This window comes from Streptomyces sp. NPDC045678 (genome assembly GCF_056432085.1).
In genome coordinates, this window is the sequence record NZ_JBWKJS010000004.1 from 643,972 (window position 1) to 670,057 (window position 26,086).

The 26,086-nt window shown below is 70.7% G+C and carries 27 protein-coding genes and 2 pseudogenes; 12 read left to right on the forward strand and 17 right to left on the reverse strand.

The window, feature by feature from the left end:
• Positions 1-27: 27 nt before the first annotated feature.
• The 3 genes from AC07DO_RS17290 to AC07DO_RS17300 are packed head-to-tail and all read left to right on the forward strand — an operon-like array spanning position 28 to position 3,633.
• Positions 28-441 carry a hypothetical protein gene (locus AC07DO_RS17290; protein ID WP_479060470.1) on the forward strand — a complete coding sequence of 138 codons (414 nt, stop codon included), beginning with the start codon at positions 28-30 and terminating at the stop codon, positions 439-441.
• Entirely contained in the window at positions 438-2,546 is a 2,109-nt protein-coding gene (locus AC07DO_RS17295; protein WP_479060471.1) for a bifunctional polysaccharide deacetylase/glycosyltransferase family 2 protein, read from the forward strand. The genes AC07DO_RS17290 and AC07DO_RS17295 overlap by 4 nt, the downstream gene beginning before the upstream one ends.
• Before the next feature lie 19 nt (positions 2,547-2,565).
• Complete coding sequence (locus tag AC07DO_RS17300; protein WP_479060472.1) at positions 2,566-3,633, forward strand: LCP family protein; 1,068 nt, start codon at positions 2,566-2,568, stop codon at positions 3,631-3,633.
• Position 3,634: 1 nt separating this feature from the next.
• Here the strand turns inward: AC07DO_RS17300 and AC07DO_RS17305 are convergent, their stop codons facing one another.
• The 3 genes from AC07DO_RS17305 to AC07DO_RS17315 all read right to left on the reverse strand — a co-directional run bounded on the left by AC07DO_RS17305 (position 3,635) and on the right by AC07DO_RS17315 (position 6,389).
• Positions 3,635-5,002, reverse strand: coding sequence for a phosphatase PAP2 family protein (locus tag AC07DO_RS17305; protein WP_479060726.1), 1,368 nt, complete (start codon positions 5,000-5,002; stop codon positions 3,635-3,637).
• A gap of 69 nt (positions 5,003-5,071) precedes the next feature.
• Positions 5,072-5,425, reverse strand: a complete 354-nt coding sequence (locus tag AC07DO_RS17310) for a PRC-barrel domain containing protein (RefSeq protein WP_479060473.1) — start codon at positions 5,423-5,425, stop codon at positions 5,072-5,074.
• Positions 5,426-5,924: 499 nt separating this feature from the next.
• Positions 5,925-6,389, reverse strand: coding sequence for an RrF2 family transcriptional regulator (locus tag AC07DO_RS17315; RefSeq protein WP_479060474.1), 465 nt, complete (start codon positions 6,387-6,389; stop codon positions 5,925-5,927).
• A gap of 156 nt (positions 6,390-6,545) precedes the next feature.
• Between AC07DO_RS17315 and AC07DO_RS17320 the strand changes: the two are divergent.
• The 4 genes and pseudogenes from AC07DO_RS17320 to AC07DO_RS17335 form a co-directional block, all read left to right on the forward strand.
• Positions 6,546-7,196: pseudogene (locus tag AC07DO_RS17320) on the forward strand (FAD/NAD(P)-binding protein); the annotation flags it as partial.
• Positions 7,197-8,150: 954 nt separating this feature from the next.
• The gene (cysC, locus tag AC07DO_RS17325) at positions 8,151-8,654 is read left to right on the forward strand and encodes an adenylyl-sulfate kinase (protein ID WP_479060728.1); all 504 of its coding nucleotides are present in this window, start codon (positions 8,151-8,153) and stop codon (positions 8,652-8,654) included.
• Positions 8,651-9,592, forward strand: a complete 942-nt coding sequence (cysD, locus tag AC07DO_RS17330; RefSeq protein WP_479060475.1) for a sulfate adenylyltransferase subunit CysD — start codon at positions 8,651-8,653, stop codon at positions 9,590-9,592. The genes cysC and cysD overlap by 4 nt, the downstream gene beginning before the upstream one ends.
• Before the next feature lie 2 nt (positions 9,593-9,594).
• Positions 9,595-10,911 (forward strand): sulfate adenylyltransferase subunit 1, encoded by a 1,317-nt coding sequence (locus tag AC07DO_RS17335; RefSeq protein WP_479060476.1) that lies wholly within the window; start codon positions 9,595-9,597, stop codon positions 10,909-10,911.
• An 894-nt stretch (positions 10,912-11,805) separates the two neighbouring features.
• Here the strand turns inward: AC07DO_RS17335 and AC07DO_RS17340 are convergent.
• The 4 genes from AC07DO_RS17340 to AC07DO_RS17355 form a co-directional block, all read right to left on the reverse strand.
• Positions 11,806-12,225 carry a hypothetical protein gene (locus tag AC07DO_RS17340; protein WP_479060477.1) on the reverse strand — a complete coding sequence of 140 codons (420 nt, stop codon included), beginning with the start codon at positions 12,223-12,225 and terminating at the stop codon, positions 11,806-11,808.
• The gene (locus AC07DO_RS17345; RefSeq protein WP_479060478.1) at positions 12,222-12,848 is read right to left on the reverse strand and encodes a hypothetical protein; all 627 of its coding nucleotides are present in this window, start codon (positions 12,846-12,848) and stop codon (positions 12,222-12,224) included. Before AC07DO_RS17345 ends, AC07DO_RS17340 begins: the two co-directional genes overlap by 4 nt.
• A gap of 142 nt (positions 12,849-12,990) precedes the next feature.
• Positions 12,991-13,164, reverse strand: a complete 174-nt coding sequence (locus AC07DO_RS17350; protein ID WP_479060479.1) for a CsbD family protein — start codon at positions 13,162-13,164, stop codon at positions 12,991-12,993.
• 41 nt (positions 13,165-13,205) lie between these two features.
• Positions 13,206-13,391, reverse strand: a complete 186-nt coding sequence (locus AC07DO_RS17355) for a hydrophobic protein (RefSeq protein ID WP_479060480.1) — start codon at positions 13,389-13,391, stop codon at positions 13,206-13,208.
• Between the two features lie 873 nt (positions 13,392-14,264).
• Here AC07DO_RS17355 and AC07DO_RS17360 point away from each other — a divergent pair.
• From AC07DO_RS17360 to AC07DO_RS17370, 3 genes are all read left to right on the forward strand, one after another.
• Complete coding sequence (locus AC07DO_RS17360) at positions 14,265-14,534, forward strand: hypothetical protein (protein ID WP_479060481.1); 270 nt, start codon at positions 14,265-14,267, stop codon at positions 14,532-14,534.
• A gap of 80 nt (positions 14,535-14,614) precedes the next feature.
• A complete protein-coding gene (locus tag AC07DO_RS17365; RefSeq protein WP_479060483.1) occupies positions 14,615-14,974 on the forward strand; it encodes an ANTAR domain-containing protein in 360 nt (119 codons plus the stop codon).
• Positions 14,975-15,027: 53 nt separating this feature from the next.
• Positions 15,028-15,384: a PRC-barrel domain-containing protein gene (locus tag AC07DO_RS17370; protein ID WP_479060484.1), complete on the forward strand. Its 357-nt coding sequence runs from the start codon at positions 15,028-15,030 to the stop codon at positions 15,382-15,384.
• A 362-nt stretch (positions 15,385-15,746) separates the two neighbouring features.
• Here AC07DO_RS17370 and AC07DO_RS17375 read toward each other — a convergent pair whose 3' ends face one another.
• From AC07DO_RS17375 to AC07DO_RS17410, 8 genes are all read right to left on the reverse strand, one after another.
• Complete coding sequence (locus tag AC07DO_RS17375; RefSeq protein ID WP_479060485.1) at positions 15,747-16,349, reverse strand: hypothetical protein; 603 nt, start codon at positions 16,347-16,349, stop codon at positions 15,747-15,749.
• The gene (locus tag AC07DO_RS17380) at positions 16,322-16,969 is read right to left on the reverse strand and encodes a diacylglycerol kinase family protein (protein WP_479060487.1); all 648 of its coding nucleotides are present in this window, start codon (positions 16,967-16,969) and stop codon (positions 16,322-16,324) included. Before AC07DO_RS17380 ends, AC07DO_RS17375 begins: the two co-directional genes overlap by 28 nt.
• 169 nt (positions 16,970-17,138) lie before the next feature.
• Positions 17,139-17,855 (reverse strand): ANTAR domain-containing protein, encoded by a 717-nt coding sequence (locus AC07DO_RS17385; RefSeq protein ID WP_479060488.1) that lies wholly within the window; start codon positions 17,853-17,855, stop codon positions 17,139-17,141.
• Between the two features lie 86 nt (positions 17,856-17,941).
• The gene (locus AC07DO_RS17390; protein ID WP_479060729.1) at positions 17,942-18,148 is read right to left on the reverse strand and encodes an ANTAR domain-containing protein; all 207 of its coding nucleotides are present in this window, start codon (positions 18,146-18,148) and stop codon (positions 17,942-17,944) included.
• 3 nt (positions 18,149-18,151) lie between these two features.
• Entirely contained in the window at positions 18,152-18,703 is a 552-nt protein-coding gene (locus AC07DO_RS17395; RefSeq protein WP_479060489.1) for a GAF domain-containing protein, read from the reverse strand.
• Positions 18,700-19,362 carry a hypothetical protein gene (locus AC07DO_RS17400; RefSeq protein ID WP_479060490.1) on the reverse strand — a complete coding sequence of 221 codons (663 nt, stop codon included), beginning with the start codon at positions 19,360-19,362 and terminating at the stop codon, positions 18,700-18,702. The genes AC07DO_RS17395 and AC07DO_RS17400 overlap by 4 nt, the downstream gene beginning before the upstream one ends.
• Positions 19,362-19,811, reverse strand: a complete 450-nt coding sequence (locus AC07DO_RS17405; RefSeq protein ID WP_479060492.1) for an STAS domain-containing protein — start codon at positions 19,809-19,811, stop codon at positions 19,362-19,364. The genes AC07DO_RS17400 and AC07DO_RS17405 overlap by 1 nt, the downstream gene beginning before the upstream one ends.
• A 638-nt stretch (positions 19,812-20,449) precedes the next feature.
• Positions 20,450-21,616: a magnesium and cobalt transport protein CorA gene (locus AC07DO_RS17410; RefSeq protein ID WP_479060494.1), complete on the reverse strand. Its 1,167-nt coding sequence runs from the start codon at positions 21,614-21,616 to the stop codon at positions 20,450-20,452.
• 285 nt (positions 21,617-21,901) lie between these two features.
• On the opposite strand from AC07DO_RS17410, the gene AC07DO_RS17415 reads away from it, so the two are divergent.
• Complete coding sequence (locus tag AC07DO_RS17415; protein WP_479060495.1) at positions 21,902-23,155, forward strand: winged helix DNA-binding domain-containing protein; 1,254 nt, start codon at positions 21,902-21,904, stop codon at positions 23,153-23,155.
• A gap of 107 nt (positions 23,156-23,262) precedes the next feature.
• Here AC07DO_RS17415 and AC07DO_RS17420 read toward each other — a convergent pair whose 3' ends face one another.
• Positions 23,263-23,895 carry a response regulator transcription factor gene (locus tag AC07DO_RS17420; RefSeq protein WP_479060730.1) on the reverse strand — a complete coding sequence of 211 codons (633 nt, stop codon included), beginning with the start codon at positions 23,893-23,895 and terminating at the stop codon, positions 23,263-23,265.
• A complete protein-coding gene (locus AC07DO_RS17425; protein ID WP_479060732.1) occupies positions 23,895-25,166 on the reverse strand; it encodes a sensor histidine kinase in 1,272 nt (423 codons plus the stop codon). Before AC07DO_RS17425 ends, AC07DO_RS17420 begins: the two co-directional genes overlap by 1 nt.
• A gap of 223 nt (positions 25,167-25,389) precedes the next feature.
• Between AC07DO_RS17425 and AC07DO_RS17430 the strand changes: the two are divergent.
• Positions 25,390-26,079: pseudogene (locus AC07DO_RS17430) on the forward strand (ABC transporter ATP-binding protein); the annotation flags it as partial.
• Positions 26,080-26,086 lie beyond the last annotated feature (7 nt).

Consider the following 26,086-nt stretch of genomic DNA (forward strand, 5'->3'; position numbering starts at 1 on the left):
TCGCGCGGCCGCAGATCAGGAGCACCAGTGCAAGGCACCCCCCACATAGCCGGCACACCGCACGACGGGCGATGGCCGTCCACCGACCCCTGCCCCACAGCCGCCGCCGAGCCACAACTCCGCGTCTTCATCGACGAGTCGGGCTTGCGCAGGCGCACGCTGCAAGGCATGGCGCTGCTCGTCGGCTGCGCCTGCCTCGGCTATCTGCTGTTCGTCGGCGCGCTGGCCGGCGGCCTCCGCAACCCCGTCGGCACGCACCCGCCGAGTACGAACGGAACCAGCACGGACGGAACCAGCACGAACACGACCGGGGACACGGCCACGGACGCGGGCACGACCACGCGTACGAGCGCGCGCGACAGCGACAGCGACGGCGGCGACCGCCACCGCCCGCCCACCGGCAGATCCGGCAGGCCGCCGGCCGGAGGCGCGGAGCAGTGAGCCGGCGCGCCGCTGTCCGCCGCCCCCCACGCGGACACTGGCTCGTGCTCCTGCTCGTCCTCCTGGTGGTCGCCGTCGCCCTCCTCTTCGAGGGCTGGACGACCCACCAGGTCGACGCCGCGCGCGTCAAACCGCCCTGCACCCGCCCGATCCCGCGCGACGCCGACGACGGGAAGCCGCTGCTGCGGTTCGGCCCGAACGGAGTCACCACCGCGGCCATGCCCCCGGGAACCGCCGCGATCACCTTCGACGGCGGCCCCGACCCCGTGTGGACGCCGCGCCTGCTCGATCTGCTGCGCAGACACCACGCGCGCGCCACCTTCTTCGTGTACGGGAAGGACGCCGCCGAACACCCGGAGCTGATGCGGCGGATCCTGTACGAGGGCCACGAGATCGGCTCGTACACGTACAGCGGCGGTGACCTCGGCGTCGCGTCGCCGCTGCGCGCACGCCTCGAACTGTCCCTCACCCAGACCGCGCTCGCGGGCACGGCAGGCATCAACACCACCCTGCTGCGGCTGCCGCACACCACGGCCGCGGACACGCTCTGCGGCCCCCAGTGGCCCGCCGCGAAGCGGGCGGCGGGCCAGGGCTACCTGGTGGTCGCGTCGGACCACAAGGACCGCAAGCCGTGGCGGGGCGTGGTGACCCAGCACAGCCAGACCGACCTCGGCTACCACGAGGCCCAGGACCTGCTGCGGGACCACCGCGTGAAGCGGTTCACCACCATCAGCGGCGGCCTCGGCAGGACCTCGTTCAACGACGAGGTCCCGGTCGCGCAGGAGGTCAAGGGCGAGGGCCTGGTGTGGACGCAGCAGCTCGGGCACGCCTTCCTCACCGTGATGGTGTGGGCGCTCACCCTCACCGGTGTGCTCGGCGTCCTGCGCATGCTCCTGTTCGCGGTGTTCGCCCGGCTCCACGTGCGCAGGCTGCACCGGTACAGGCCGGGAGCGCCCCGGCTGCGCGAGGTGCGGGACCCGGTGACGGTCCTGGTGCCCGCGTACAACGAGGAGGCAGGCATCGCCTCCACCGTGTACTCGCTGCTCGCCTCGACCTACCCGCACTTCCAGATCATCGTCGTCGACGACGGCTCGACCGACGCCACCGCCGACATCGCCGAGGACATCGACGACCCGCGGGTGACGGTGATCCGGCAGCCCAACGGCGGCAAGCCCAGCGCCCTCAACACCGGCCTGGCGTACGCACGGCACGACATCGTCGTCATGGTCGACGCGGACACCATCTTCGAGCCCGAGGCGCTGGCCCGCCTCGTCCAGCCGCTCGCCCACCCGGCGGTCGGCGCGGTCAGCGGCAACACCAAGGTCGGCAACCGGCGCCGACTCCTCGGCAAGTGGCAGCACCTGGAGTACGTCCTCGGCTTCAACCTCGACCGGCGGATGTTCGAGGTCCTGGAGTGCATGCCGACCGTGCCGGGGGCGATCGGCGCCTTCCGCAGGGACGCGCTGATGGGCGTCGGCGGTGTCAGCGACGAGACGCTCGCCGAGGACACCGACCTCACGATGGCGCTCTGGCGGGCCGGCTGGCGCGTCGTGTACGCGGAGTCGGCGGTCGCCTGGACCGAGGTGCCGACCACCATCCGGCAGCTGTGGCGCCAGCGCTACCGCTGGTGCTACGGCACCCTCCAGTCGATGTGGAAGCACCGCGGCGCGCTGACGGAGCTCGGTCCTGCCGGACGCTTCGGCCGCCGCGTGGCGCTCTACGTCACGCTGTTCCAGATCGTGCTGCCGCTGTGCGCGCCGGTCGTCGACCTGTTCGCCCTGTTCGGCGCGGTGTTCCGCGACCCCGTGGAGGCCGCACTCGTCTGGTTCGGGTTCCTCTCCGTGCAGCTGGTCACCGCGGCGTACGCGCTGCGGCTCGACCGCGAACGGCTGCGGGTGCTGTGGGCCCTGCCGCTGCAGCAGCTCGTCTACCGGCAGCTGATGTACCTGGTCGTCATCCACTCCGTGATCACGGCGCTGCTCGGCACCCGCCTGAAGTGGCACAGCATGAAACGGGCGGGCACGGCCGACCCCTATCTGGTCGAGGCGCCGCCCCCGTCGCCGCCCGAGGAGGAGCGGCCGAGTCTGCAAGGGAGCCGGACATGACTCTGCGAGGGAGCCGGACATGACGGAGACGGACCCCACGGTCACGCGGGAGCGGTTCGCCGAGCGCCCCAGTTCCCGCTACGGGCCCCGGCGCGCCCACGCCCGCAGGCCGAAGAAGCGCCGGAGGCTGCGGCGGACCCTGCTCGTCCTGCTGGCCGCCGCGGTCGTCGCGGCGGGCGGCACGTACGGCTGGGCCGAGACCCGGCTCCGGCGCGACGTCGACCTCGGCGCGTACGGCGACCGTCCGCCGCCCGGCGCGGGCACGAACTACCTCGTCGTGGGCTCGGACAGCCGCGACGGGCTCTCCGCGGACGACGTGAAGGAGCTGCACGCGGGCGGGGGCGGCGGGCGGCGCACCGACTCGATGATGCTGCTGCACACCGGGGCCAACGGCGCGACGATGGTCAGCCTGCCGCGCGACTCCTGGGTCACCCTGCCCGGCCGCCTCGACACGACGACGGGCAAGACGAAGCGGCCGGAGGGGGACAAGCTGAACGCCGCCTTCTCCTACGGCGGCCCCGAGCTCCTCGCGCACACCGTCGAGCGCAACACCGGCCTGCGCATCGACCACTACGCGGAGATCGGCTTCGCCGGGTTCGTGAACATCGTCGATGCCATCGGCGGCGTACGGATGTGCCTGGACCGCGACATCAAGGACGAGAAGTCGGGCGCCGACCTGCGCAAGGGCTGCCACACCCTGAACGGCAGGCAGGCGCTCGCCTACGTGCGCCAGCGCCACCAGGAGCGGGAGGGCGACCTGGGCCGGTCGAAGAACCAGCAGAAGCTCCTGTCGACCCTCGCCCACCAGGCCGCCCGCCCCGACACGCTCTTCGACCCCACGGAGATCGGCCCGGCCGCGCAGGCCGGACTCGACACGCTCATCGTCGACGAGGACATGAGCCTGCGCGATCTGAGCCGGATGTTCCGCGCGGTGCAGAGCGTCTCGGGCGGCCACGGCAGACGGCTCAACGTGCCCGTGTCCGGCATCGGCATCCCCACGTCGAAGGGCAACGTCCTGAAGTGGGACCCGAAGAAGGCGCCCCGGCTCTTCGCCGACCTGCGGCACGACAGGCCGCCCGCCGCGTGACTCACACGAGCTCGGGCGCGGGCGGCTGCGTCCGGGAGTCCGGCACGGGCCCCGCCTGCCGGGGCAGCCGCACCGGCTCGGGCTGCGCGTCCCACACCCGGGTGGTCCGCACATAGACGTAGATCACCGACAGCATCGCGAGGACGACGAGGGGGCCGGCCACCCACGGGTGTTCGGCCATCTCCACCGGCAGGAAGCGGTACGAGGCGAGGAGCGCGGCGAACACGGCGGTGCCGTGGGCGACCAGCCGGATCCCGGACCGGTCCCAGCCGCGGTCGTACGTGCGCAGACCCGCCTCGACCGTGAGCGAGAACACCACGCCCGCGAGGAGATCCACGCCGTAGTGGTAGCCGAAGCCCAGGGTGGCCGTGAGGGTCGCGACGAGCCAGAAGGTGCCCGCGTACCGGAGCAGGCGCGGTCCCTTGCGAGAGTGGATGAAGATCGCGGTGGCCCACGCGGTGTGCAGGCTGGGCATGCAGTTGCGGGGGGTGATCCCGTCGTACGGCACCGGGTGCGGGACGGAGATCCGCAACGGAGTGTGCGGCCACAGGTCGGCCACCGCCCACTGGAGACCGCCGGTGCCGGAGGTGCCGGGGCCGTACGCGAAGATCGGCCCGACCACCGGGAAGATCATGTAGAAGGCGGGCCCGACGACGCCGATCAGCAAGAACGTGCGCACCAGGTGGTGGCGCGGGAAGCGGCCCTCGGTGGACACGTTGCGCAGCTGGTACAGGGCGACGACGACCGCGGCGACCGCGAGCTGTGCGTAGACGAGGTCCGTCACGTGCCTGACGACCGGGCCGCTCGCGTCGAGGAGCCGGCCCGCCAGCCACGACGGATTGCCCAGGGCGTGGTCGGCGACCGCCACGTACGGGTCGAGGACGGTCGGGCGGGTCTTGGCCGTGACGAGCAGCCAGGTGTCACCGGTCTTGCGGCCGGCCACGAGGAGCAGGCCCAGACCGACGCCCTTCAGGAGCAGGACGCGCTGCTCGCCGGTACGGCGGGTGATCGCGAAGACCGCGCAGCCCAGCATGGCCCAGAGGGCGCCGTTGCCGAAGAACTGCCCCTCCGGCACGTCGGCGTCGACCGCCCACCGCACCAGCACGAAGACGGCGTCGATGCCGATCGCGGCACCGGCGGCGATGAATCTCTGCCGCCAGGTGAGCACCACCATCATCAGGGCGAGGCCGCCGTAGAGCGGCCCCGGTTTGGGCGGGAACAGCACTTCGCGCGCCTGGTTGGTGAGGGGGCCCGGCACGCCGCCGTAGTGACGTGCGGCGACCTCCAGGGCGATGAGCATCCCGAGGGCCATCACCCCCGCCCCGGCCCACAGGAGCACCCGTGGCCGACGCCACGCGGCGCGCTCCATGCTGTGGTCTATTCGCGAATACACCCGGAAACTATAGGTTTCTTTCGGCCGTCCCGGTTCGGCGGGGAGTCAGCTTCCGGGATGTCCGGCGTAGTGCGCGTCGATGCGCGCCCGGTAGCCGGGATCGGTGACCCGCAGGTCCCTGTCGAATGGCGGGGCGTCCCTGACGTGGTCCTTCGTGTGGGGCACGTGGAGAGTACGGGTCGACTCGTCGACGTGCGAGACGACCCAGAGGGGCAGCAGGACCTTCTTGCTCAGGAGCGTCCCGCCGGTGTCGACGACGATGTGGTCGGGTGCCACTTCCTCCGAGACCGGGTCCACCTTGCCGATCGGTCCGTCGCTGCCCTCCACCGCACAGTCCAGGATGCGGGCGACGGCGATGTGGCTGTTCGGGTTCCCCGGGGCCGGGACTCTGTCGGTCATCGCGCGGTTCCTCTCCGCCGCAAGCGGCATCGGCTCAGTGCTCTCTGTAACGCGTGGTAGCCGCATGCTCGCGTCGGCGCGGATGAAACGTGGTTCCCCCGCCGTCACCCCTGCCGGGTGGGGCCGCCCGGGCAGCGTTGCGGGACCTTCACATCCCGGGACCGGTGAAGGCGCCGGAGAAGGGCAACCGGGAGGGGACGCCGCGGGGAGGTTGCCGCAGATGTTAGTTGTTGCTCTCTTGTTGTTGCCGGTCATGGGGCTGCTGCTGATCGGTATGGACCGGATCGAGAGCCGTTTGGACGCAGAGACTCCACCACCCTCCGGCCGCCACCGACGTCACCTGCGCCTGATCCCCGGGCACGCCGGACGCACCCGGCAGTCCGGAGCGTCCGGCCAGCACCGCGGGGGACGCCGGGAGACGGTAGCGGGGGCACGCCGCGAGGACGAGGCGGCGTGACGCCTGGGCGGGCGGTGGCCTGAGCCCGGCCCGGGCGGTGGGCTAGGAGGGCGGGTACCTGACGTCCTCCCGGTACTCCTGTGCCTGCTGCTGGACCGAGGGTGGCAGCTCGCCGACCGCCAGGTCGGCGAGCGTCACCCGTTCCAGGACCTGGCGAAGGCTCACCCGCACCGCACGCCACACGTCCGGCAGCGCGGCCGCAGCGCCCGGGTAGCTGAGGTCGCTGAGCTTGAGATCGCGGAAGTTCGCCAACGAACCGTCGATGGCCCGGATGATGTCGGCGATGGATATCTCCTCCGGCGGCCTGGCGAGCCGGTACCCCCCGTCGGGGCCGCGACTGCTGTGCACGAGACGGTGCTGACGCAGCTCACGCAGGATCGACAGCAGGAATCGCACCGGTATGCCCTGGGACTCGGACAGCTGCTCGGCCTTCTGCGGTGACTGCGGACTGCGCGCGAGTTCGGCCATCGCCCGTATCGCGTAGTCCGTCCGGGCCGTGATCCGCATACGCACCAGCCTCCGTGGGTCGGTCGGGGCCGCGCCAGGCCGCTTTCGGTCAACTGGCCGCTACTTCCCGACATTTGACGGTCCGTAGGGAGCGCTGGGTCCACCCCCTGACATATAACCTATCGAATTGGTGGACAATCCCTCGCGGAGGTGCAGATGCTCTCCAGCACACGCGCACATGTCCCGCACAGACTCGTGGTGGTGGGCGCAGGAGCGGCCGGAGCCATGGTCGTCATCCACGCCGCCGACGAGGCGGTCCGGCGCCGCCGGGCGGTGCGGATCACGCTGGTCGACCCGAACCCGCGGACCGGCGCGGGCGTGGCCTTCGCCACCGACGACCCGCGGCACCTCCTCAATGTGCCCGCCGGAGGCATGAGTTGCTTCCCGGACCGACCCGACCACTTCGTCGACTGGCTCGTCCTGCACCGCGACGCCACCGCGACCGCCCGCTCCTTCGTCCCCCGGCGCCACTACGGCGACTACCTCGCCGCCACGTCGGCCGCCTCCGTCGCACGGGCGGGCGGCCTGGTGACGTACCGGCGGCTGCACACCCGCGCGACGGCCTGCGCCTGGCACGGCGACCGCGCCCGGCTGACCCTCGCTGACGGCACCCGCCTCACCGCCGACAGCGTGGTGCTCGCGACCGGCCCGTTGGCCGGCCGCTCCCCGTGGGCGTCGCCCGAACTCCGCGCGTCCAAGCGGTTCGTGAGCGACCCCTGGGCTCCCGACGCGCTGGCGGGTCCGCTCGCGGACGACGCGGACGTCCTGCTCGTCGGCAGCGGCCTCACCGCCGTGGACGTCGCCTTGACGCTCGCCCGCCCGGGCAACCCGGGCAGCCCTGGCGGTCCTGGCGGCCCTGGCAGTCCCGGTCGCACCAGCCGCACCGCCCGCACCGGCCGCACCATCAACGTTCTGTCCCGCCACGGCCTGCTGCCCCACGCCCACGCCGTCGCGCCGCTGCCGCCCGTGACACCGGCCGAACCCCTGGAGGGCCTGCCGCTGCGCCCGCTGCGTGCGGCGGTCCTGCGGCACATCCGGCAGGTGACGCACGCACACGGCGACTGGCGTCCGGCCGTCGACGGCCTGCGGCCGCTCACCCCCGGCCTGTGGAGCGCGCTGGGGGAGGAGCAGCGAGCGGAGTTCCTGCGCACCGACCGGCCCCGGTGGAACGTGCTCCGGCACCGGATGGCCCCGGAGACGGCGGAGGCGGTCGCCCGGCTCAGGACTGCCCGGCGGCTGCGCCTGCACGTGGGCGACGCCGCCGGAACCCGGATCGATCCGGACGCGCTGACCGTCACACCGGCGGGCTCGGCACCCGTACGGGTCGGCTGGGTGGTGGACTGTTCCGGGCCGGGTCTCCGCCCGGCCGATTCCGACGACCCCCTGCTGTCCTGCCTGCTGTCGTCCGGCCTTGCCGTCCCCGGCCCTCTGGGCATCGGGCTCGCCGGCACCCCCGGGGGACAGCTGCGGTCCCGCGACGGGTACCGCTCGCTGTGGACGCTCGGCGCGCACCGGCGCGGCGAACTGTGGGAGACCACGGCCGTCCCGGAGATCCGGCAGCAGGCCGCGGGTATCGCACGGTCGATCTTCTGCGCCGCGCGAACCGACGGCGGCCCGTCGGACGTACGAACCGACGTCGGCCCGGCGGCCGTGCGGTCCGACAGCCTCCCCTCCGCTCCGGAGGAGTCGCCGGTCGTCGTCGCCTCCCCTCCGTCGGCCCGGGTACGCCACCGCACCGGCTGCACGGTCTGGCTCACCGGACTGCCCAGCGCGGGGAAGAGCAGCGTCGCCCGGGAACTGGCCACCCGGCTGCGGGCGGAGGGGCACCGGGTGGAGGTCCTCGACGGGGACGAGGTCCGCTCGAACCTCTCGGCGGGGCTCGGCTTCTCCCGCGAGGACCGCGACACGCACGTACGGCGGATCGGCATGGTCGCCGAGGTGCTCGCCCGCAACGGCGTCATCGTGCTGGTACCGGTCATCGCGCCCTACCGGGCCAACCGCGAGAGTGTCCGGCTCCGCCACGACCTCGCGCGCATCCCGTATCTGGAGATCCATGTCGCGGCGCCCGTGGAGGTGTGCTCAATGCGGGATGTGAAGGGTCTGTACGCCAAGCAGGCCGCCGGTGCGATGCGGGGCCTGACCGGGGTGGACGACCCGTACGAGGCACCCGAGCGCCCCGATCTGCGCCTGCACACGCACCGCGAGCCGGTCTCGGTCTCGGCGGACGGCGTCCACCTCATGCTCAGCGAACGGGGGCTGATATGACCACGGTTGCGTCAACGACCGCGGGGTTGCCGACCGGCGGCGCGCCCCACCTCTCGCACCTGGACGTGCTGGAGTCGGAGGCGGTGCACATCCTGCGCGAGGTGGCGGGGGAGTTCGAGAACCCGGTGATCCTGTTCTCCGGCGGCAAGGACTCCATCCTGATGCTGCATCTGGCGCTGAAGGCGTTCACTCCGGCGCCGGTACCGTTCGCGCTGCTGCACGTGGACACGGGACACAACTTTCCCGAGGTGCTGGAGTACCGCGACCGTGTGGTGGCTGAGCACGGGTTGCGTCTGCATGTCGCCTCGGTGCAGGAGTACATCGACCGGGGTGTGCTGAAGGAGCGTCCTGACGGCACCCGTAACCCGCTCCAGACGCTGCCGCTGACGGAGAAGATCCAGAGTGAGCGGTTCGACGCGGTCTTCGGCGGGGGCCGCCGTGACGAGGAGAAGGCCCGTGCGAAGGAGCGGGTGTTCTCGCTGCGGGATGAGTTCTCGCAGTGGGACCCGCGCCGTCAGCGCCCCGAGTTGTGGCAGCTCTACAACGGTCGGCACGCGCCGGGTGAGCACGTGCGTGTGTTCCCGCTGTCGAACTGGACCGAGCTGGATGTGTGGCAGTACATCGCCCGTGAGGACATCGAGCTTCCCGGCATCTACTTCGCCCATGAGCGTGAGGTGTTCCGCCGCTCGGGGATGTGGCTGACGGCGGGTGAGTGGGGCGGGCCGAGGGAGGGCGAGACGGTCGAGCGGCGGCTCGTGCGCTACCGCACGGTCGGCGACATGTCGTGCACCGGCGCGGTGGACTCCGACGCCACCACGCTGGACGCCGTCATCACGGAGATCGCCGCGTCCCGGCTGACCGAGCGCGGCGCGACCCGCGCCGACGACAAGATGTCCGAGGCCGCGATGGAAGACCGCAAGCGCGAGGGGTACTTCTAACCATGAGCAACAGCACCACCGAGCCGGTGAAGCCGCTCTCCACCGAGCAGTTGTCGGCCACCACCCTGCTGCGGTTCGCCACCGCCGGTTCCGTCGACGACGGCAAGTCCACCCTGGTGGGCCGCCTCCTCCACGACTCCAAGTCGGTCCTCACCGACCAGCTGGAGGCCGTCGAGCGCGCCTCCGCCAGCCGCGGCGCCGGAGCCCCCGACCTCGCCCTCCTCACCGACGGCCTGCGCGCCGAGCGCGAGCAGGGCATCACCATCGACGTCGCCTACCGCTACTTCGCCACCCCCCGGCGCCGCTTCATCCTCGCCGACACCCCCGGCCACGTGCAGTACACCCGCAACATGGTCACCGGCGCCTCCACGGCCGACCTCGCCGTCGTCCTCGTCGACGCCCGCAACGGCGTCATCGAGCAGACCCGCAGGCACGCAGCGGTGGCCGCGCTGCTGCGCGTCCCGCACGTCGTCCTGGCGGTCAACAAGATGGACCTCGTCGGCTACCAGGAGTCCGTCTTCGCCGCGATCGCCGAGGAGTTCACGGCGTACGCGACCGGGCTCGGCGTCCCCGAGGTCACCGCGATCCCGATCTCGGCGCTGGCTGGGGACAACGTGGTGGAGCCGTCCTCGAACATGGACTGGTACGGCGGCCCGACCGTCCTGGAACACCTGGAGACCGTGTCCGTCGGCCAGGACGCGGCGCCCGGTTCCGCCCGGCTGCCCGTGCAGTACGTGATCCGGCCGCAGACCGCCGACCACCCGGACTACCGCGGCTACGCGGGCAGGGTCGTCGCCGGTACGTTCCGTGTCGGCGAGGAGGTCACCGTCCTGCCGTCCGGCCGGACCACGAAGATCTCCGGCATCGACCTGCTGGGCGAGCCGGTCGACGCGGCGTGGACGACGCAGTCGGTGACGGTCCTGCTCCAGGACGACGTCGACGTCTCGCGCGGAGACCTGATCGTGCCGATCGCGGCCGCGCCGTCCCTCACGCAGGACGTGACGGCGACCGTCTGCCACGTGGCCGACGCCCCGCTGACCGTCGGACACCGGGTGCTGCTCAAACACGGCACGCGCACGGTCAAGGCGATCGTCAAGGACATCCCGTCCCGGCTCACGCTCGACGACCTGTCCCTGCATCCGCACCCGGGCCGCCTCGTCGCCAACGACATCGGCCGGGTGCGCCTGCGCACCGCCGAGCCGCTGCCCCTCGACTCGTACACGGACTCGCGCCGCACCGGCTCGTTCATCCTCATCGACCCGGCCGACGGCACCACGCTGACCGCGTGCATGGCGGGCGGATTCGAGGCCGGAAATTGAAGTCCGGTACGTGAGATGGACGAACTCCAGGTCATCGGCTCGTTTACGGCCTACAACCACATCGCGAGGAACGCGGACCCTTCTTCTGACATCGCGGCGGGCCGATCGGCCGTAGCAGTCGAATCGCTCCAGCTCCATGAAGAGTGAGGAGCTCACAAGGCCGAGTACGCCTTGTGAGCTCCTCAGGACGGATGGCATGGATCTCTTGCCGCTCTTTCCGCCGGTCGCCGAGGCAACTCTCTTTCCGTACCTGAGTCTTCCCCATCTCGTCGGTCACGTCCGCCGGTCCGGCTACAGCGCGCACCAGGTCGACTTGAGCATCAAATTGACCCACCGGATACTGGACGGCCCGGCGCTCACCCGGGACGAGCTCGCGCTGGAAGAGGTGCGGACGCTGCCCGCCTGGTACCGAGCGGCAGTGGCCGACGCCACGCTCCAGCACCTCGACGAGATGCGTGACTTCGTCCTGACGAAGGCCCCGCCATCCGGCCTCGGCCCTGTCCGCGCGGTGCGGCCGGCCCGACAGGCCGCCCAACTGCTGCTGCGCGAAGCGCCGCTGTCGCAGGTGTGGGACGGCTTCGATGCGGTCGACCGATCGGTGCTGTGCCTGGCCGCGTCGCAGGTCGATTCGCTCGACTTCGCCACCCGTACGCTGCACGCTCTCCTGGTGGAGGCCATCGACGAGTCCGCGCCCCGGGCGGCCGGCATATCCGTCGCCTTCTTCAGCCAATTGGCGCCGCGGCTGCTGATCGCCCACTGGATCCGGCGACTCTCCCCGTTGGCCGTCCCACCTCGCGGGAAACACGCCGCGCTCCGGGGTGCCGGGGAAGCACGCCGGTGGACCCCCGGCGGCTGTGCTCCCCGAGGGGTGGCAGCTTTGCCGACCGGCGGGCGCTACACGCGCAGCAGCAACTCAGTGGTCTCCTTGTACTGCCTCAGCGCGAGCCGCAGTTCCTCCGTCTGGGCTTCGGTGTCCTGGCCCCGCCAGCCTGCACGGAGGACACGGTGCCGCTCGGCGAGGGTCGCGGTCAGCTGGGTGACGGCTTCGTCGAAGACGTCGTCGGCCTCCTCCAGCGCTTGTCGTGGGCTCTCCACGAAGGTGTTGAGGGCCTGCTGGAGCCGGACGGTGAGCTTGTCCCGATCGCTTTGGGGGAGAAACACGAGGCTGGGGGTGTGGTCGGGGTCGGTGGCGCTGGTGACCGGCTGATCGGGTGTGCGAGCCGAATCGGAGCGGTGCGGCTGCAAGGCATGTTGCTCGGCGAGGTTCGGCCTATCGGCCCGGGGCTGTTGTGCGCGTTCCTGGTCGTACGTCATCGTGTGCCGTTTCCCTTCGCGTGGTGTCGACTCTGTGTTCCCGGAGTGTGGCCGCGAGCGTCGGGGAATTGCGGACGGCGCCGGTGCGAGCCCGCCGACTGATCGGTGGCCAACGCCTCGAAGAGGGGGCGGGCTTCGATCATGGCCTCCCGCATCTCCTCGGTGCCCCTCTGGTCACGGGCGGCCGTGTGCAGGCTGCGGTAGCCGTGGACGTAGTGGGCGTGGTGGACGGAGAGCGCGGCGAGTTGCTCCTCGAACTGGTCGCCGTCGGGGTAGCCACGGTCCTCTGCCAGCCGTGCGAGGAGCGCGTCGGCTTCGATGACAGCCTTGTGCGGTGACTCGACGAACTGCTCCTGGAGACCCGCCCACTGGACCGCGTAGTGTGCGCGGACCTCGGGTGGCAGCGTCAGCTCGAGGAGCGATAGGTGACGCTTGACGCGCTCGCCGAGTTCTCGCTCGGCCGCTTTGAGGTCACCGTGGTGGCGGTCGACGGACTGCCGATACTCGGGGCCGAATCGCTGCTGCAGGCTGCGCCTGCTGCCGCCGGGAGCCCGAGTGCGTCCCCTGAGGGGGAGGGCACCCGCCGCGATGACCACCACGGCGATGATCACAGCGGTGATCACGGCTGCCCTCTGCGGCTCGGGCCTCGTACGCTGCTGTGCTTCACTTTTCTCAACCTCTTCTAGCCTTTTTTGAGTTGTGTGTCCTGTTGGTGCCTCCGGGTGGCATCCACGCGCCGTGAGTGCCACCCGGGGCCGTTGGTGGTCAGTGGCGGAAGGCATTCTTGATCTTGCTGCCGGACTGCTTCAGGTTTCCCGAGGTCCGGTCGGCCCTGCCCTCGCGCTGCAGTCGCCTGTTGCGGGTGGTCCGGCCGAGACGTTCGGTGATCCGGCCCTTGAGGGTCTGCGCCTTGTTTCTGAACGTCCGTCCAGTACTCATGTCTGTCCTTGGCTCGTCCACTGGGTGGGTTGGGCGAGAGTTCACCTGCTGCTGCGGCTGAACCGGCGCCGGCTACCGCTGCTGCGACGGCCGCCGCGGCCTCGCATGAGGAAGCCGATGACCCAGAGGGCCAGCAGTATTGCCGCGACCCACCAGAGGATCTGCATGGTGAAGCCGAACCCGAAGATCACCAGGATCAGCAGAAGGAGGAGAATCCATATGAGCATCGCCGGGCCTCCGGATCGCGCGGAACGGTTCCTGGTATCCGCGGGGTCCGGGCGAAGCGGGTAAGGCGGAATGCTGCGCGGAATGGTCCGGAGTGGCATGGCCCTGTGCCGTGTCGCCAGTCAACGCCCGGTCATGAATCCTGTCAACGTCTCTTGCGTGAGGTGGGGTCGAGGGCCGGGTGCGGGGCTGTTGAGGCTGTCGGAGCCGCAACAGGAGCGTCGACCGGATATGTGGGTGGCGGGATGCGGCTCCCCCGGGGGCAGGCCCTTCAACGTGGCAAGCAGTACGAAGCGGGCGAGAGCGACCAGCGCGTACATCGACGCCTTCTGCTCAAGGATGCGTGCAGCGGGACGGACACCGGCAGGGCTGCCGGTGCGGGGTGCATCGGGCCTGGGCCGGAATCGCTCTGGGGCGGCGACAACGACGGGATGCTGCCGGGGGCAAGGGCGGCAGCATGCACGCTAGCTCTCGCCGTATGCCCTGGACAGGTCACAAGCAGCCAGGAGGGCTCGCGCACCCTGAGGATTGGCCCCCTTCGACGGGCCCGGGCCGGGCGATGGGGATGCGTAGGAGGGCTGGACGGTGGACGGCGAGCAACTTGCCAGGGAGTGGGCGAGGACCATGTCCGCACACCCCGTATTGAGACGGCGCAGGAGAGCGGGCTGACCGGAACTACGGCGAACTCCTTCCGAACTGCGGATCATTCAGGCCGGGGTCCATATCCTGTTCGGCCCCCCGGCCGCACCGCATCACACTGCGTCGGGGTAGTACCGGGCGGCGACCGGGTGTATCCACGGCCTCTTGGCAGGACTACGCTGCGAAGCGAGGCCCCGGTCCCCGGCAGCGAGGTGCCGTTCCGGTCGGGACGCACCGTGATCGTCCTGTTCGCCCTTCTCATCGTGGCCCTCTTCGGCTTCGGCTTCCTCCGCTCTCTGTGGTGGGCCGTAGCGGCCGCGCTGACCTTCGTGGCAGTGCACTACGGCCGGGGGCGTGCGGGCAGCCGAGGCCGGAGCGGTGGTTTTGAGTACCGCGATCACCGGGACCGCGGCGACCGTGAGAATCCCTGGGACCGCCGCTACCGGCGACAGCGTCAGGCGCCCTGGAAGCGCCGGGATCGTCGGGACGAGCAGGACCACCGGTGATGGATTCGAGTTTCGGTGCCCGAGCGTCCTTCGGCGGTTCCGTCGGGCGGGCGTATTCAGTGCGTGGTGAGGAAGGCGTCATGAAGCAGAGGGTCAGGATCCAGGAAGACCGGTGGATGATGGCGGCGGAGGTGGCCTGGGGGGACGCGGCTCTGGACCCGTGCGTCGTCGAACTGCGCGCAGAACTGGGCCGGTTGCGCAGGACAATGGCCGGGCGCGCCGTGATCGACCAAGCCTGCGGCATGGTGATGGCTTTGACCCCGTGTCGCCGCGCGGCGGCCAGGGCCCTGCTCGCCGAGGTGGCCCGGCGGACCGATTCCAGGCTCCGGGAGGTTGCCGCCGCTCTGGTCGCCACCACCGAAGGGAACCCGTTTCCCAAACACCTGGACCATGCACTGCGCCGTGCGCCGCGGCGTGCCCACACCTCGCCGCCGACCTGACCACCCACGCCCCGGCACGTGTCAACCGAGGCGAGACCCGACAGGAGAAGGTCATGATTCAGCCGGCGGAGATCCGTGAATGGCGAGACCGGGACATCATCGACACCGAAGGGCACAAGATAGGCGTCCTCGAAGCGGTCTACGTGGACACCACCACCGACGAGCCGGCCATGGCGACGGTGCGCACTGGACTGCCCACCCGGCACCGGTTGCTGTTCGTCCCGCTCGACAACGCGATCGCCGGACCGGACTACCTCAAGGTCGCCTACGCCAGAACACTGGTGAAAACAGCCCCCTCGATCGGCACCGACGACGTCCTGCCCGCCGGGGACGAGGCAGCGATCTTCAAGCACTACGGGCTGCCCTACGAGCCCGGTGCGGCCGGTGAGAGGCAACTCGCCCGCCGCTAGCCGCTCGTGTTGTCCCCTGGGGCAGGGGCTGTCGAAGGCTGTGGCCTCGACGGTGGACGCGGCTCCTGTGGCCGAGGTCGTCAAACTGCCTGCGGGGACGCTCAGTTGTTCAGGGAGCTGTCGAGCCGTGCGGTGATCGACCAGGCACGCGGCATGCTGATGGCTCTGGCACCGTGCTCCAGTGAGAGGGTCTGGGGCCTGCCGGTGGACGTGTCGCAAGCACTGCGACGTCAAGCTTCGGGACGCGGCCGCGGCCCCGGTCGCCACGGTCGGGCGCCCTGCTCGGGTAGCCCGCCGGGCGGATACCGACCAAGGGCCAGCAGCATCCCCTCACGCTCCGCCCGCGGGCTGCGGAGGCGGAGCTACTCGGGCCGCTGGGTTCGGGCATTATGGGCCAGGCCGTCAGGACGCTCCGTGGTGCGTTCCCCCAGCCGAAGGACCAGTACACGCAGGGCTGTCGGCGCAGGTGGTTGTCGGCAGATCTGCCCGACCTCCTGCCAACCCCACGCTTCGAAAGCAGCGAGTACCGAGTGATCGGACTGGTCGGCCAAGGTGACGCCGAGGGATGCCTGGTGGTCGGCGAGCAGGCGCTCCTGCAGACGGCGGGCGAGCCCGCGGGCGTGCTGATGCGGATGGATGAGGGTTTCGGTGATCGCGAAGACATGTCCGGACGCCGTGAGTTGCTCGAGGTTCTGAGGCATAGGACCGTCGAACCCCTGCCACCACGATCCGTCGCGCGCCACGGGAACTCCGTACGCACACCCGGCCAGTGCTTCCGCCTCGGCGATCAGCATGTCGAAGCCGGGCCGTTGTGCGTGGTCGGCCAGGCGGCGCAGGAACTCCTGTCGGCCGCGGAACTCCTGACCGGATGGAGTCGTGGAACATTCCACGTACAAGTCCGCGAGGTCCTCTCGCAGGTCCTCGGCCTGCCAGCGGTTCAGTCGGCGCAGGCGTACGGCTTCCATGGCGGACGGCTGTGAACGGTCGGGGTCGTGTGGGTGCTGCGGCGTGTGCATGGGGCGCCTCGGTTCACGAGATCGGAAGACGGGCAGAATGGTGGCGCAGGCAGGCAGACGGTGAGGTTGGGACTCCTCTTCTCGAGGTTGATGCGCGGCCTGATGGCGGTGCGTTCCTGGTAGACGCGAGAGCGGGCGAGGGTCGCGATGAGGCGGGTGCGTGCGAACGGATGCTCGCCGTCGACAAGGCGCAGGTCGTGGAGCCCGTCGTCGAGGTTCGCACGGTAGGAGGGCGCGAAGCCGGGCGTGTCACAGCGGCTGTTGCCTGCGAGGAGCAGCCGCCGACGTCGGGGCTGACCGTCGAGGATGATACCGGTGGGGGCGCCGTCGGCCGGGACGCGGAGCAGGCCGAATGGCCGGGCAGGCCATTGACTGAGAGGCGCCTCGCGCGCTTCGCGTGCGCGGACGAGTTCGGGACAGGCATCGCTGCTGAAGGCGTTGAGGAAGTAGGTGGAGTTGTCGTCGTCGGTGATCCGGCCGAGGACGACGGTGCCGCCGGGTTCGTCGTGGCGCAGCGGCCACCAGCGGCAGGTTGCCTCGGCGATGCCCGTACCGAACGCGAGGTCCACCGGGACGCGGCCGGGAGCGTGCGCTCCGGCCCGGAGGCGGAGACTGCGATGCCCGCAGCGGCGGGAAGGAGGGCGTCCTTCAGTGATTCGGCCGAAGATACGCCGCGCAGAACGGCCCTCCGAAAACTCCCGGGCGCACGAGTGGCGGATGGCACTCCCGGTCCCAGGGTCAGGACCCCAGACCGGTGAGGGCCTCGGATTCGTCGATGAAGGCGCGGGCTACGTCGGACAGGCGGCGGTTGTGGGCGCGGGCGTAGCCGCGCAGGGCGGTGAATGCCTGTTCCATGTCGATGCCCTGGCGTTCGGCGAGTTTTCCCTTGGCCTGCTCGATCAGTACGCGGCTGTTCAGCGCGGTCTGCAACTGCTCGTTGAGGACCGTGCTGCGGTGGGTGGACCGTTGTTGGAGGAGGCTGATGGTGGCGACGTCGGCCAGGGCCTGCGCGATGGGCGTGCCTACCGGATCGAAGGGGCCTGGAGTGGTGCGGAAGAGGTTCAAGGCGCCGACGACCTCGTCGCGCAACCGCATGGGCAGGGCCTGGACCGCACCGAACCCACGGAGCTGGGCCTGTGCGGCGAAGCGAGGCCAGCGGGCGGTCTCCTGACGTAGATCGGGAGAGGACACCAGGGCGCCCGCGCGGAAGCAGTCCAGGCATGGGCCCTCGTCGTTCTGCAGCTGGAAGAGCTCAAGGAGGCGCACTTGTTCGTCAGAGGCGGCCACCACACGGAGTTCACCGTCCAGGTCCGCGAGCAGTACGCCGGCGGCACTCGCGCCGAGTACCCCCACACAGCGGTCGGTCAGCAGGCGCAGGAAGTCGATCAAGTCGAAGTTGGCGACCAAATTGTCCGCCAACTCGACGAAGGTTTTGGCCAGCAGCCGTTCATTCATCGTCAACACCCTTTATCGAAACTAGTCTTGTCGGCACGGAGCGGGAAGTGCAGCGCGTCTAGTGCTCCCCGGACAGGGCGAGGGCCTCAGGTGTCCTCGTCGGTCCTGAGCGGGTCCATGCCCGGGGAGAAGCGGAGCCGGCGAGCCACTATGTCGGCGGCCACGACGGTGAGCCGGTGTCCCTGGGTGTAGGCGTAGGCGCGCAGCCGGACGAAGGCTTCGTCGACACCGACACCGAGCTGGACGGTGAGCATGCCGGTGGCCTGCGAGATCTCCGCCCGGTACCCGCCCAGGTCCTAGACGTGGCTTTTGGACGCGCCTTCGTCGGGCGGATTGCCCGTAGCGTCGATCCGGGAGTCGAGCAGGACCAGCGTCGCGAACTCGGCGAAGGCCAGTGCGTCGGCCAGTTCTTCCGCGGTCAGCCGGATCGGGTCCTGGGCATAAAGATCCAGGACGCCAGGACTGATCGCTCCTATCTGCAGGGGCAGCGCGAAGACCGCACGTGCTCCGGTCTCCAGAGCCGCATCGGCGAACACGGGCCAGCATCCCCGCAGTTCACCCGTCCGGAGATCGGGTGTCAGGACGGCCACGCCGTGCGTGAAGGCGTCCACGCACGGCCCCTCGCCCAGTGTGAGCTGCAGCTCCTCCAGCCGTTCGCTGGAGTCATCGGTGCTGCACAGCGGGTGGCTTGCCGCGGTCCGGGACATCGCCGACATCCCGGCCCCGCCGACCGGCAGGGAGGCCACCGCCGCGGTGCACACATCCAGCACGGCGACCGGAGCACGACGTCGGGCCGCCTGTTCGGCGACCAGTGCGCGGACCCGGGACGACCGGCTGTTGCGTGTCATCCCGGCCACCGGGTCCAGGCGTGATGACTCAGCCCCTCCAGCCGCTCCACGGCTCGCTCTCCGAGAGGAAGCACCAGCACGCGGAACATTGTGGGCAGGCCTGGCTGCCAGATCTCTCCGATGTCCTGCCACCCCCAGGACCGCAAGGCGCTCAGGGCCGGGCGATCGGCCGGATCCACCATGGTGGTCCCGAGTGATGCCTGATGGTCGGCGAGTAGTCGTTCCTGCAGGCGCCGGGCCAGGTCCAGGTCCCGCGGATGAGGGCGGACCAGGATGTTGGTGACCGCGAAAACACCATCGGACTCCGTGAGTTGCCCGATGGCGCGCGGCAGCGCCCCGTCGAAGCCGTGCCACCAGGAGCCGTCGGCGCGCACCGGGAATCCGAAGGCACAGCCCACTAAGCCGTCCGTCTCCGCGATCATCATTGCGAAGCCCGGTCGGCGGATGTCACCGGCCAGACGGTTCAGGAACTCCTCCCGACCGGGACTGCGGTACTCCTCCTCGGGCTCGGTCTCGCAGAATGCCACGTACAGATCCGCCAGATCCTGGCGCATGTCCTGCGCCAGCCAGCGGTTCACCCTCCGTAGCCGCACCCCGGCCATGTCGGACGACGCGTCGCCGACAGGCGCCCGTGACGGATCCTGCCGGTGCCAGTCCATCACCGCACGCTGCCCGAGCCAGCGGGGACGGCCGATACCAGCCGGTGCGACGTATCGAAGTCCGCCACGGCACGCGGGGCCGGGGTGGTGGGGAGGAGGGCGGCAGGGGGAGAACCCGGGCCTGAAACGACCGACGGCCCCTGGAGCAAGAAGCCGGAACCGGTGAGCTCAATCATCCGGGCCAGCATGGGCGGCGGGTAGTGCAGGCGCAGTGTCCCGTCGGCCGCGGCGGTGTGCAGGAACATGTCGATGAAGACGTTGAGGCCGCTGCAGTCGCAGAAGGTGACAGGGGTGAGGTCGACGTCGATGGTGCGCATGCCATTGCGCAGGCACTGCTCAAAGGTCGTGCGTATCGGCCGCACCGTCTCCAGGCCGATCTCGCCGACGAGGGTGATCAGGGCCCGGGGCCCTCTGTCGTGCCGGTAGATGTTCAACGGGGGCTGGGGCATGAGGCCTCGTTCCAGAGACCTGCCGGGCAGAGCGATGGGATGTGGCCGGACCACCGGCTCTCCGTACTCCCGGCAGGGGAGTCCATTAGGCGGAGGCGGCGAACGGACGATCCGCCCTGTCCAGGGGACAGAAGGGCCGCCCCGTTCCCTCCAGGGGATGGGCCAGGTGATCGGACGAAGGGGTCCGCTCCCCGCAGCCATCTGGTTCGAGCGACAACAGGTCCGCCGGGGTCCAGGACGTCCGTACCTCAGGGTAGTCCCCATCGTGCAGCAGGAGGCAGCCGGAAGCTGCCCGGTCTCAAGGGCTGGACGTCGGCCGGTTTCATCGTTACTGATGGGCCTGTCCGCTGTACCACGAGCTTCTTGGAGGCCGGCACGAAACGCGACGACCAAGGCTCGCCTACGTACGGAAGTCCGTGAACGCCCAAGAAGGTGGCTTCGCGTGACGGAGCCGACGCATCACCTACCACGCCCGCTGCGGCGCGGTCCGTGAGACTCAGTTCTCCGGCCGCGTCTTCCGTGCAGTGGCGCGGCCCTGCCCGTCCACATCACTTTCCCGAGACTCTCCCCAGCGGGCTAAGACGGGCGCCCGGTAACGTTCGCGTCCGCGAAGTGGGCCGAAAGTTGCGTGTTCGACGCTACAGCCAGTCCCGTCGCTTGAAAATGAAGTACAAGCTCACGCACACCACCGCCATCAGCCCGATCGCGAACGGATACCCGAGCGCCCAGTGCAACTCCGGCATCTCGTCGAAGTTCATCCCATAGATCGTTCCCACCAACGTGGGTGCAAACAGAATGGCTGCCCACGACGAGATCTTCTTGATCTCCTCGTTCTGTTCGAAGCCCGCCTCCGCCAGTGCTCGCATCTCCGCGTTCTGCTGTTGTGTCACCAGCGTCGCGTTCACCGTGAGGATGTCGGCCAGAGCCTGGCGGAAGCCGTCGACGCGTTCGCTGGTGTGGGTGACGTGGTCGGCGACGTCCCGTAGGTAGCGCTGGAGTTCCTCGTCCGTGCCGTACTTCGCGAAGCCTGCCATCAAGGAGTGCAGCATGCTGACCAGGGGGCGGGTCGCGCGTTGGAACTCGACCATTTCGCGGGAGAGTTCGTAGATGCGGCGGGAGACTTCCGGGTCGCCGCGGAAGACCTCGGTCTCGATCTCGTCGATGTCGTTCTGGACGCCGACGACGACGGGGACGTAGCCGTCGACCACCGCGTCGAGGATCGCGTAGAGCACTGCCTCCGGGCCCAGTTTGAGGAGGTCGGGGCTCTCCTCCATGCGGCGGCGGACCCCGGACAGGTCGGGGGCGGCGCTGTGGCGGACCGTGATGACGAAGTCGGGGCCCACGAACACGTGCAGTTCGCCGAAGTCGACCTCCTCGGGGGCGTCGAGGTAGCGGGCGGCGCGGAGGACGACGAAGAGGGTGTCGCCGTAGCGCTCCAGCTTGGGGCGCTGATGGGCCTCCATCGCGTCTTCGAGGGCCAGCTCGTGGAGGTCGAACTCGGCGGCCAGGGAGAGGAGCTCCGCCTCCGTCGGGCGTGCCAGGCCGATCCACGCCATGCCGTCCGGCTGCTCGCGCAGCTCGCGGAACGTGTCCGCCAGGGAGGCGGGCGTCGCCACCCGGACGCCGTCGCGGTACAGGGCCGCCTCGACGATGCCGGCCGCGGGGGGATGCGGGGACGTGGGTGCGTCCGGGGCTGTCTGGGAGGTGTTCGTGGTGGGCGGCGCCTCCGCGGGGCGTGTGGTTCGGCGCCACGTGTGCTTCTTGTTGTTCGGGGTCGGGTCGGGGCGGGCTCGGCGCTCCGTCATGGCGGGCGACCACCTTCGATCGGCGAGGTCCCGCGTTCCGCGGACCGGACCCGAGGAGGATATGCGTCCGGTGTGGCGGGGGGTGGGACGGCGCCCCGGCGGGTGAGGGGGAGGGGAGTGAAGGGGGCGAGGGGTGTGAAGGGTGTGTCGGGCGCGTGGGGTGCGTGTGGTGTGTGCAGTACGTGGGGGGCGCGTGGGGTGCGTCAGGCTCCTAGGGCGTGGGGTCCCTCGGGCTCACGGGGATGCGGACCGTATGTGTCCGCAACGACCGCTAGCGTGCCGGTCATGAAGAACACGTCGACCTCGGGCCGGACGAGCCCCGTCCTGGGAGCCCGTGCTCTCAACCGCGCCACCCTCGAACGGCAGCTCCTCCTGCGCCGCTCCCGTGATGTGTCGGTCAAGGACGCCGTCACCCATCTCGTCGGCCTCCAGGCGCAGAACGTCAAGCCGCCCTACTACGCTCTCGCCGCACGCCTCGCGGACTTCGATCCCGCCGAGCTCTCCGCGCTGCTCGACACGCGTGAGCTCGTTCGCATCGTGACTCTGCGCTCCACCATCCATCTGCACACCGCCGCCGATGCCCGCACGCTGCGGCCGCTCGTCCAGGACGCGCGCGAGGCGGAGTTGTCGGGGTTCAGGAAAGGGCTGGTCGGTGTCGATCTGAGCGAGCTCGCGGACGTCGCGCGTGCGGCCGTCGAGGCTGAGCCCCGCACGATGAAGCAGCTCCGCGAAGTGCTGCTCGTGCGGTGGCCCGACGCCGACCCGCAGTCCCTCGCCGTCGCCGACCGCTGCCTGTTGCCGCTCGTCCAGGTCACCCCGCGCGGGCTGTGGCGGCGCAGTGGGCAGGTCGCGCTCACCACGGTCGGGCAGTGGCTCGGTGGTGACAGCGACGGTTCCTCCGCAGGCGCCCCCTCCGCAGGCGCCCCCTCCGCAGGCGCCCCCTCCGCAGGCGCCCCCTCCGGAGGAGTCCTCTCCGGAGAAGTCCCCTCCGGAGGCGCCGTCGACACCGCGTCCCTCGACCACGCCGTCCTGCGCTACCTCGCCGCCTTCGGCCCCGCCTCCGTCAAAGACATGCAGACCTGGGCCCGCCTCACCCGGCTCCGTGACGTGTTCGAGCGGCTCCGGCCTCGGCTGCGTACCTTCCGCGACGAGAACGGCGTCGAGCTCTTCGACCTGCCCGACGCGCCGCGCCCCGACCCCGACACCCCGGCCCCGCCCCGCTTCCTTCCCGAGTACGACAACCTCCTCCTCTCGCACGCCGACCGGACCCGAGTCATCCCTCCTGACTACAAGGGGCGTACGTGGAAGGGGAACGTCTCGTACTGCGTCTTCCTGCTCGACGGGTTCCTCGCGGGGGTGTGGCGGTTGGAGGAGGACCCGAAGAGCGGGGGCGCCGTGCTCACCATCGAGCCGTTCGGGCGGCCACTCGGGCGCGCGCAGCGGGAGGAGTTGGTGCGGGAGGCGGAGTGGATGCTGACGCGTGTCGCGGAGACGTCATCGTCGTACGACATCCGCTTCGGGAGCGTCATCGACGGCTGACGCTGACAAGGTGAACGGCCGACGAGGTGAGCAGCCGACGGGGTCAGGGCGACGGGGGGAAGCCGACAGAGCGAACCGCCGACAGGTGCGTGGGTTCGTCGGGGCAGTCATGCCCGCAAGAACGTCAGCACCGCCAGCACCCTCCGGTGCGTCTCGTCCGTCTGCGGCAGGTCCAGCTTCGTCAGGATGTTGCCGATGTGCTTGCCGACCGCCGCGTCGGACACCACCAGCTTCCGGGCTATCGCACCGTTCGACTTGCCCTCGGCGATCAGCGCGAGCACCTCGCGCTCGCGCGGAGTGAGCTGTTCCAGCGGGTCGCGGCGGCGGCGCAGCAGCTGGCGCACCACCTCCGGGTCGACCACGGTCCCGCCGTCCGCCACCTTGCGCAGCGCCTCCACGAACTCCTCGACCTGTCCGACGCGGTCCTTGAGGAGGTAGCCGACGCCCGATCCGTCGCCGGAGTCCAGGAGCTCGGCGGCGTACGACCGCTGTACGTACTGGCTGAGGACGAGGACCGGGAGTGCGGGGCGCTGCTCGCGCAGTCGTACCGCCGCGTGCAGGCCCTCGTCCTGGAAGGCGGGCGGCATGCGGACGTCCGTGACCACGATGTCGGGGGCGTGTTCCTCGACCGCGGTGACCAGCGACCGCGCGTCCCCGACGGCCGCCACCACCTCGTGGCCGACGCGGGCGAGCAGGCCGACGAGGCCTTCGCGCAGCAGCACGCTGTCTTCGGCCAGCACTACGCGCAGCGGTCGGCCGCCCTGGTCAACTCGCAAGGAAACTCCACTCGCAACAGAGTCGGCCCACCCGGCGGACTGGTCAGGGCCAGTCTGCCATCAAGGACCGACACCCGGTCCGCGAGCCCCGTGAGGCCGCTGCCCGCCGCCGGGTCCGCGCCGCCGCGGCCGTCGTCGTGCAGCTCCAGGTACAGGCGCCCGTCGTGATGGCCGCCGGCTATCCGCGCGCGCCGCGCCCCGCTGTGCTTCGCGATGTTGGCGAGTGCCTCGCGGACCACGAAGTACGCCGCTGACTCGACCGCCTGGGCCGTACGGCCCGGCAGTTGCAGGTCTACGTCGACGGGGATCGCGCAGCGGTCGGCGGCGTCGGCGACCGCGGCTTCCAGGCCGTAGTCGGTGAGGACCTTCGGGTAGATGCCCTGGATGAGCTCGCGGAGCTCCGCGAGCGCTTCACCCGCCTCACCGTGTGCCTTGGCCAGTTGGTCGGCAAGCGGGCCCGGCGGGGTGTCGAGCCGGGCCAGTCCCAGTGTCATGGACAGGGATACGAGGCGTTGTTGGGCGCCGTCGTGCAGGTCGCGCTCGATACGGCGCCGCTCGGCCTCGAAGGCGTCCACCAACCGGGCGCGGGAGCGGGCGAGTTCGACCACCTTGGCGCCCAGCTCTCCCTCGGGCGGGGAGATCAGGAGCCGGGTCAGGCCGGCGCGGGCGCCTGCCGTGGCGCCGAGCACGTACGCGCCGAGGCCCAGCAGGAGCAGGCCGAGGACAGCGGAGCCGAACGCGGTCGGCCACGTGGTGACCGTCCACTGTTTGAGCACCTTCGCCTCGTGACCGTCGCCGACCGTGGCCATCAGCAAGGGCGTCGCCACCACCGAAAGCGGCAGGAACAGGGCGACCACGATCGCCACGGCGTCGACCGGCCACAGCAGCCCGGCGAACAGCAGGGCGTACCCGAGCTCGCGCCACGTCACCGGTTCGCGCAGCCGGGTCGTCAGCCAGGGGAGGAGGCCCGGCTCGGCCGGCACCTGGTGGCGTCCTGCCGCCGGGGCGCGGTCGATGAGGCGGAGCCTGCGCCGCTCCACCCCCGCCACCGGGATCCCGCCGAGGGCTGCCACGACGAGCAGCGGCAGCCCCACCAGGACGAGGGTGAGCGCGCCGCAGACCGCTGCCACCACCACGATCACCACCAGGGTGGCGGCGCCGGTCACCGCGCCGGTGAGCAGATACGCGGCGGAGCGCCAGGGCCAGGCCGACAGCGGGAAGCCCGGTCGGGACATGGCCTGCCACACGTTCCGAGGATGCATGCGCATGACCGTAAGCGGCCTCGGCGGGCCGGTGCCATCGGGGCAGGGGCCGTATCCGGGGTATGCCTGGCCCTACCCCAGGTCTCGGCCCCGCCGTACTGCGTCGCGAGGGGCTCCCGGGGTTTCGTTGAGGCATCGAAGAGCCAACGACCCGAGCGGTCGACGAGCCGAGGAGCGAACGCTGGTGGAGAGACCCATGGGCACCGAAGACGCCGTCCGACTGCGGGCCGTGGTACGGCGGTTCGGCTCCGGCGGTACGTCCGTCACCGCCCTCGACGACGTGTCGCTCACGTTTCCCAGGGGGACGTTCACCGCCGTGATGGGACCGTCCGGGTCCGGCAAGTCGACCCTGCTGCAGTGCGCCGCGGGCCTGGACCGGCCCACGTCGGGCTCGGTCACCGTGGGCGGCACGGAGCTGGCCGGGCTGAGCGAGACCCGGCTGACCCTGCTGCGCCGCGAGCGCATCGGCTTCGTGTTCCAGGCGTTCAACCTGCTGCCCTCGCTGACCGCCGAGCAGAACGTGGCCCTGCCCCTGCGGCTCGCCGGGCGCCGTCCGAAGAAGGCACAGGTGCGCGAGGCGCTCCAACAGGTCGGGCTCGGCGACCGGGCGCGGCACCGGCCGACGGAGATGTCCGGCGGCCAGCAGCAGCGGGTCGCCCTCGCCCGCGCCCTGATCACCCGGCCCGACGTGCTGTTCGGCGACGAGCCGACCGGCGCGCTCGACTCGCGGACCGGCCGCGAGGTGCTCGCCCTGCTGCGGGGCATGGTCGACCGGGAAGGACAGACGGTCGTCATGGTCACGCACGACCCCGTCGCCGCCGCCCACGCGGACCGTGTCGTCTTCCTCGTCGACGGCCGGGTCAACGGCGAGCTGACCGGCGCCGCCGACCGGG

Coding starts and splice junctions, on each gene's coding strand:
- AC07DO_RS17300 (WP_479060472.1), top strand. CDS start 2,566: ATGACGGAGACGGACCCCACGGTCACGCGGGAGCGGTTCGCCGAGCGC.
- AC07DO_RS17305 (WP_479060726.1), bottom strand. CDS start 5,002: ATGGAGCGCGCCGCGTGGCGTCGGCCACGGGTGCTCCTGTGGGCCGGG.
- AC07DO_RS17310 (WP_479060473.1), bottom strand. CDS start 5,425: ATGACCGACAGAGTCCCGGCCCCGGGGAACCCGAACAGCCACATCGCC.
- AC07DO_RS17315 (WP_479060474.1), bottom strand. CDS start 6,389: ATGCGGATCACGGCCCGGACGGACTACGCGATACGGGCGATGGCCGAA.
- cysD (WP_479060475.1), top strand. CDS start 8,651: ATGACCACGGTTGCGTCAACGACCGCGGGGTTGCCGACCGGCGGCGCG.
- AC07DO_RS17335 (WP_479060476.1), top strand. CDS start 9,595: ATGAGCAACAGCACCACCGAGCCGGTGAAGCCGCTCTCCACCGAGCAG.
- AC07DO_RS17340 (WP_479060477.1), bottom strand. CDS start 12,225: ATGACGTACGACCAGGAACGCGCACAACAGCCCCGGGCCGATAGGCCG.
- AC07DO_RS17350 (WP_479060479.1), bottom strand. CDS start 13,164: ATGAGTACTGGACGGACGTTCAGAAACAAGGCGCAGACCCTCAAGGGC.
- AC07DO_RS17355 (WP_479060480.1), bottom strand. CDS start 13,391: ATGCTCATATGGATTCTCCTCCTTCTGCTGATCCTGGTGATCTTCGGG.
- AC07DO_RS17365 (WP_479060483.1), top strand. CDS start 14,615: ATGAAGCAGAGGGTCAGGATCCAGGAAGACCGGTGGATGATGGCGGCG.
- AC07DO_RS17370 (WP_479060484.1), top strand. CDS start 15,028: ATGATTCAGCCGGCGGAGATCCGTGAATGGCGAGACCGGGACATCATC.
- AC07DO_RS17375 (WP_479060485.1), bottom strand. CDS start 16,349: ATGGAAGCCGTACGCCTGCGCCGACTGAACCGCTGGCAGGCCGAGGAC.
- AC07DO_RS17385 (WP_479060488.1), bottom strand. CDS start 17,855: ATGAATGAACGGCTGCTGGCCAAAACCTTCGTCGAGTTGGCGGACAAT.
- AC07DO_RS17395 (WP_479060489.1), bottom strand. CDS start 18,703: ATGACACGCAACAGCCGGTCGTCCCGGGTCCGCGCACTGGTCGCCGAA.
- AC07DO_RS17400 (WP_479060490.1), bottom strand. CDS start 19,362: ATGGACTGGCACCGGCAGGATCCGTCACGGGCGCCTGTCGGCGACGCG.
- AC07DO_RS17405 (WP_479060492.1), bottom strand. CDS start 19,811: ATGCCCCAGCCCCCGTTGAACATCTACCGGCACGACAGAGGGCCCCGG.
- AC07DO_RS17410 (WP_479060494.1), bottom strand. CDS start 21,616: ATGACGGAGCGCCGAGCCCGCCCCGACCCGACCCCGAACAACAAGAAG.
- AC07DO_RS17415 (WP_479060495.1), top strand. CDS start 21,902: ATGAAGAACACGTCGACCTCGGGCCGGACGAGCCCCGTCCTGGGAGCC.
- AC07DO_RS17425 (WP_479060732.1), bottom strand. CDS start 25,166: ATGTCCCGACCGGGCTTCCCGCTGTCGGCCTGGCCCTGGCGCTCCGCC.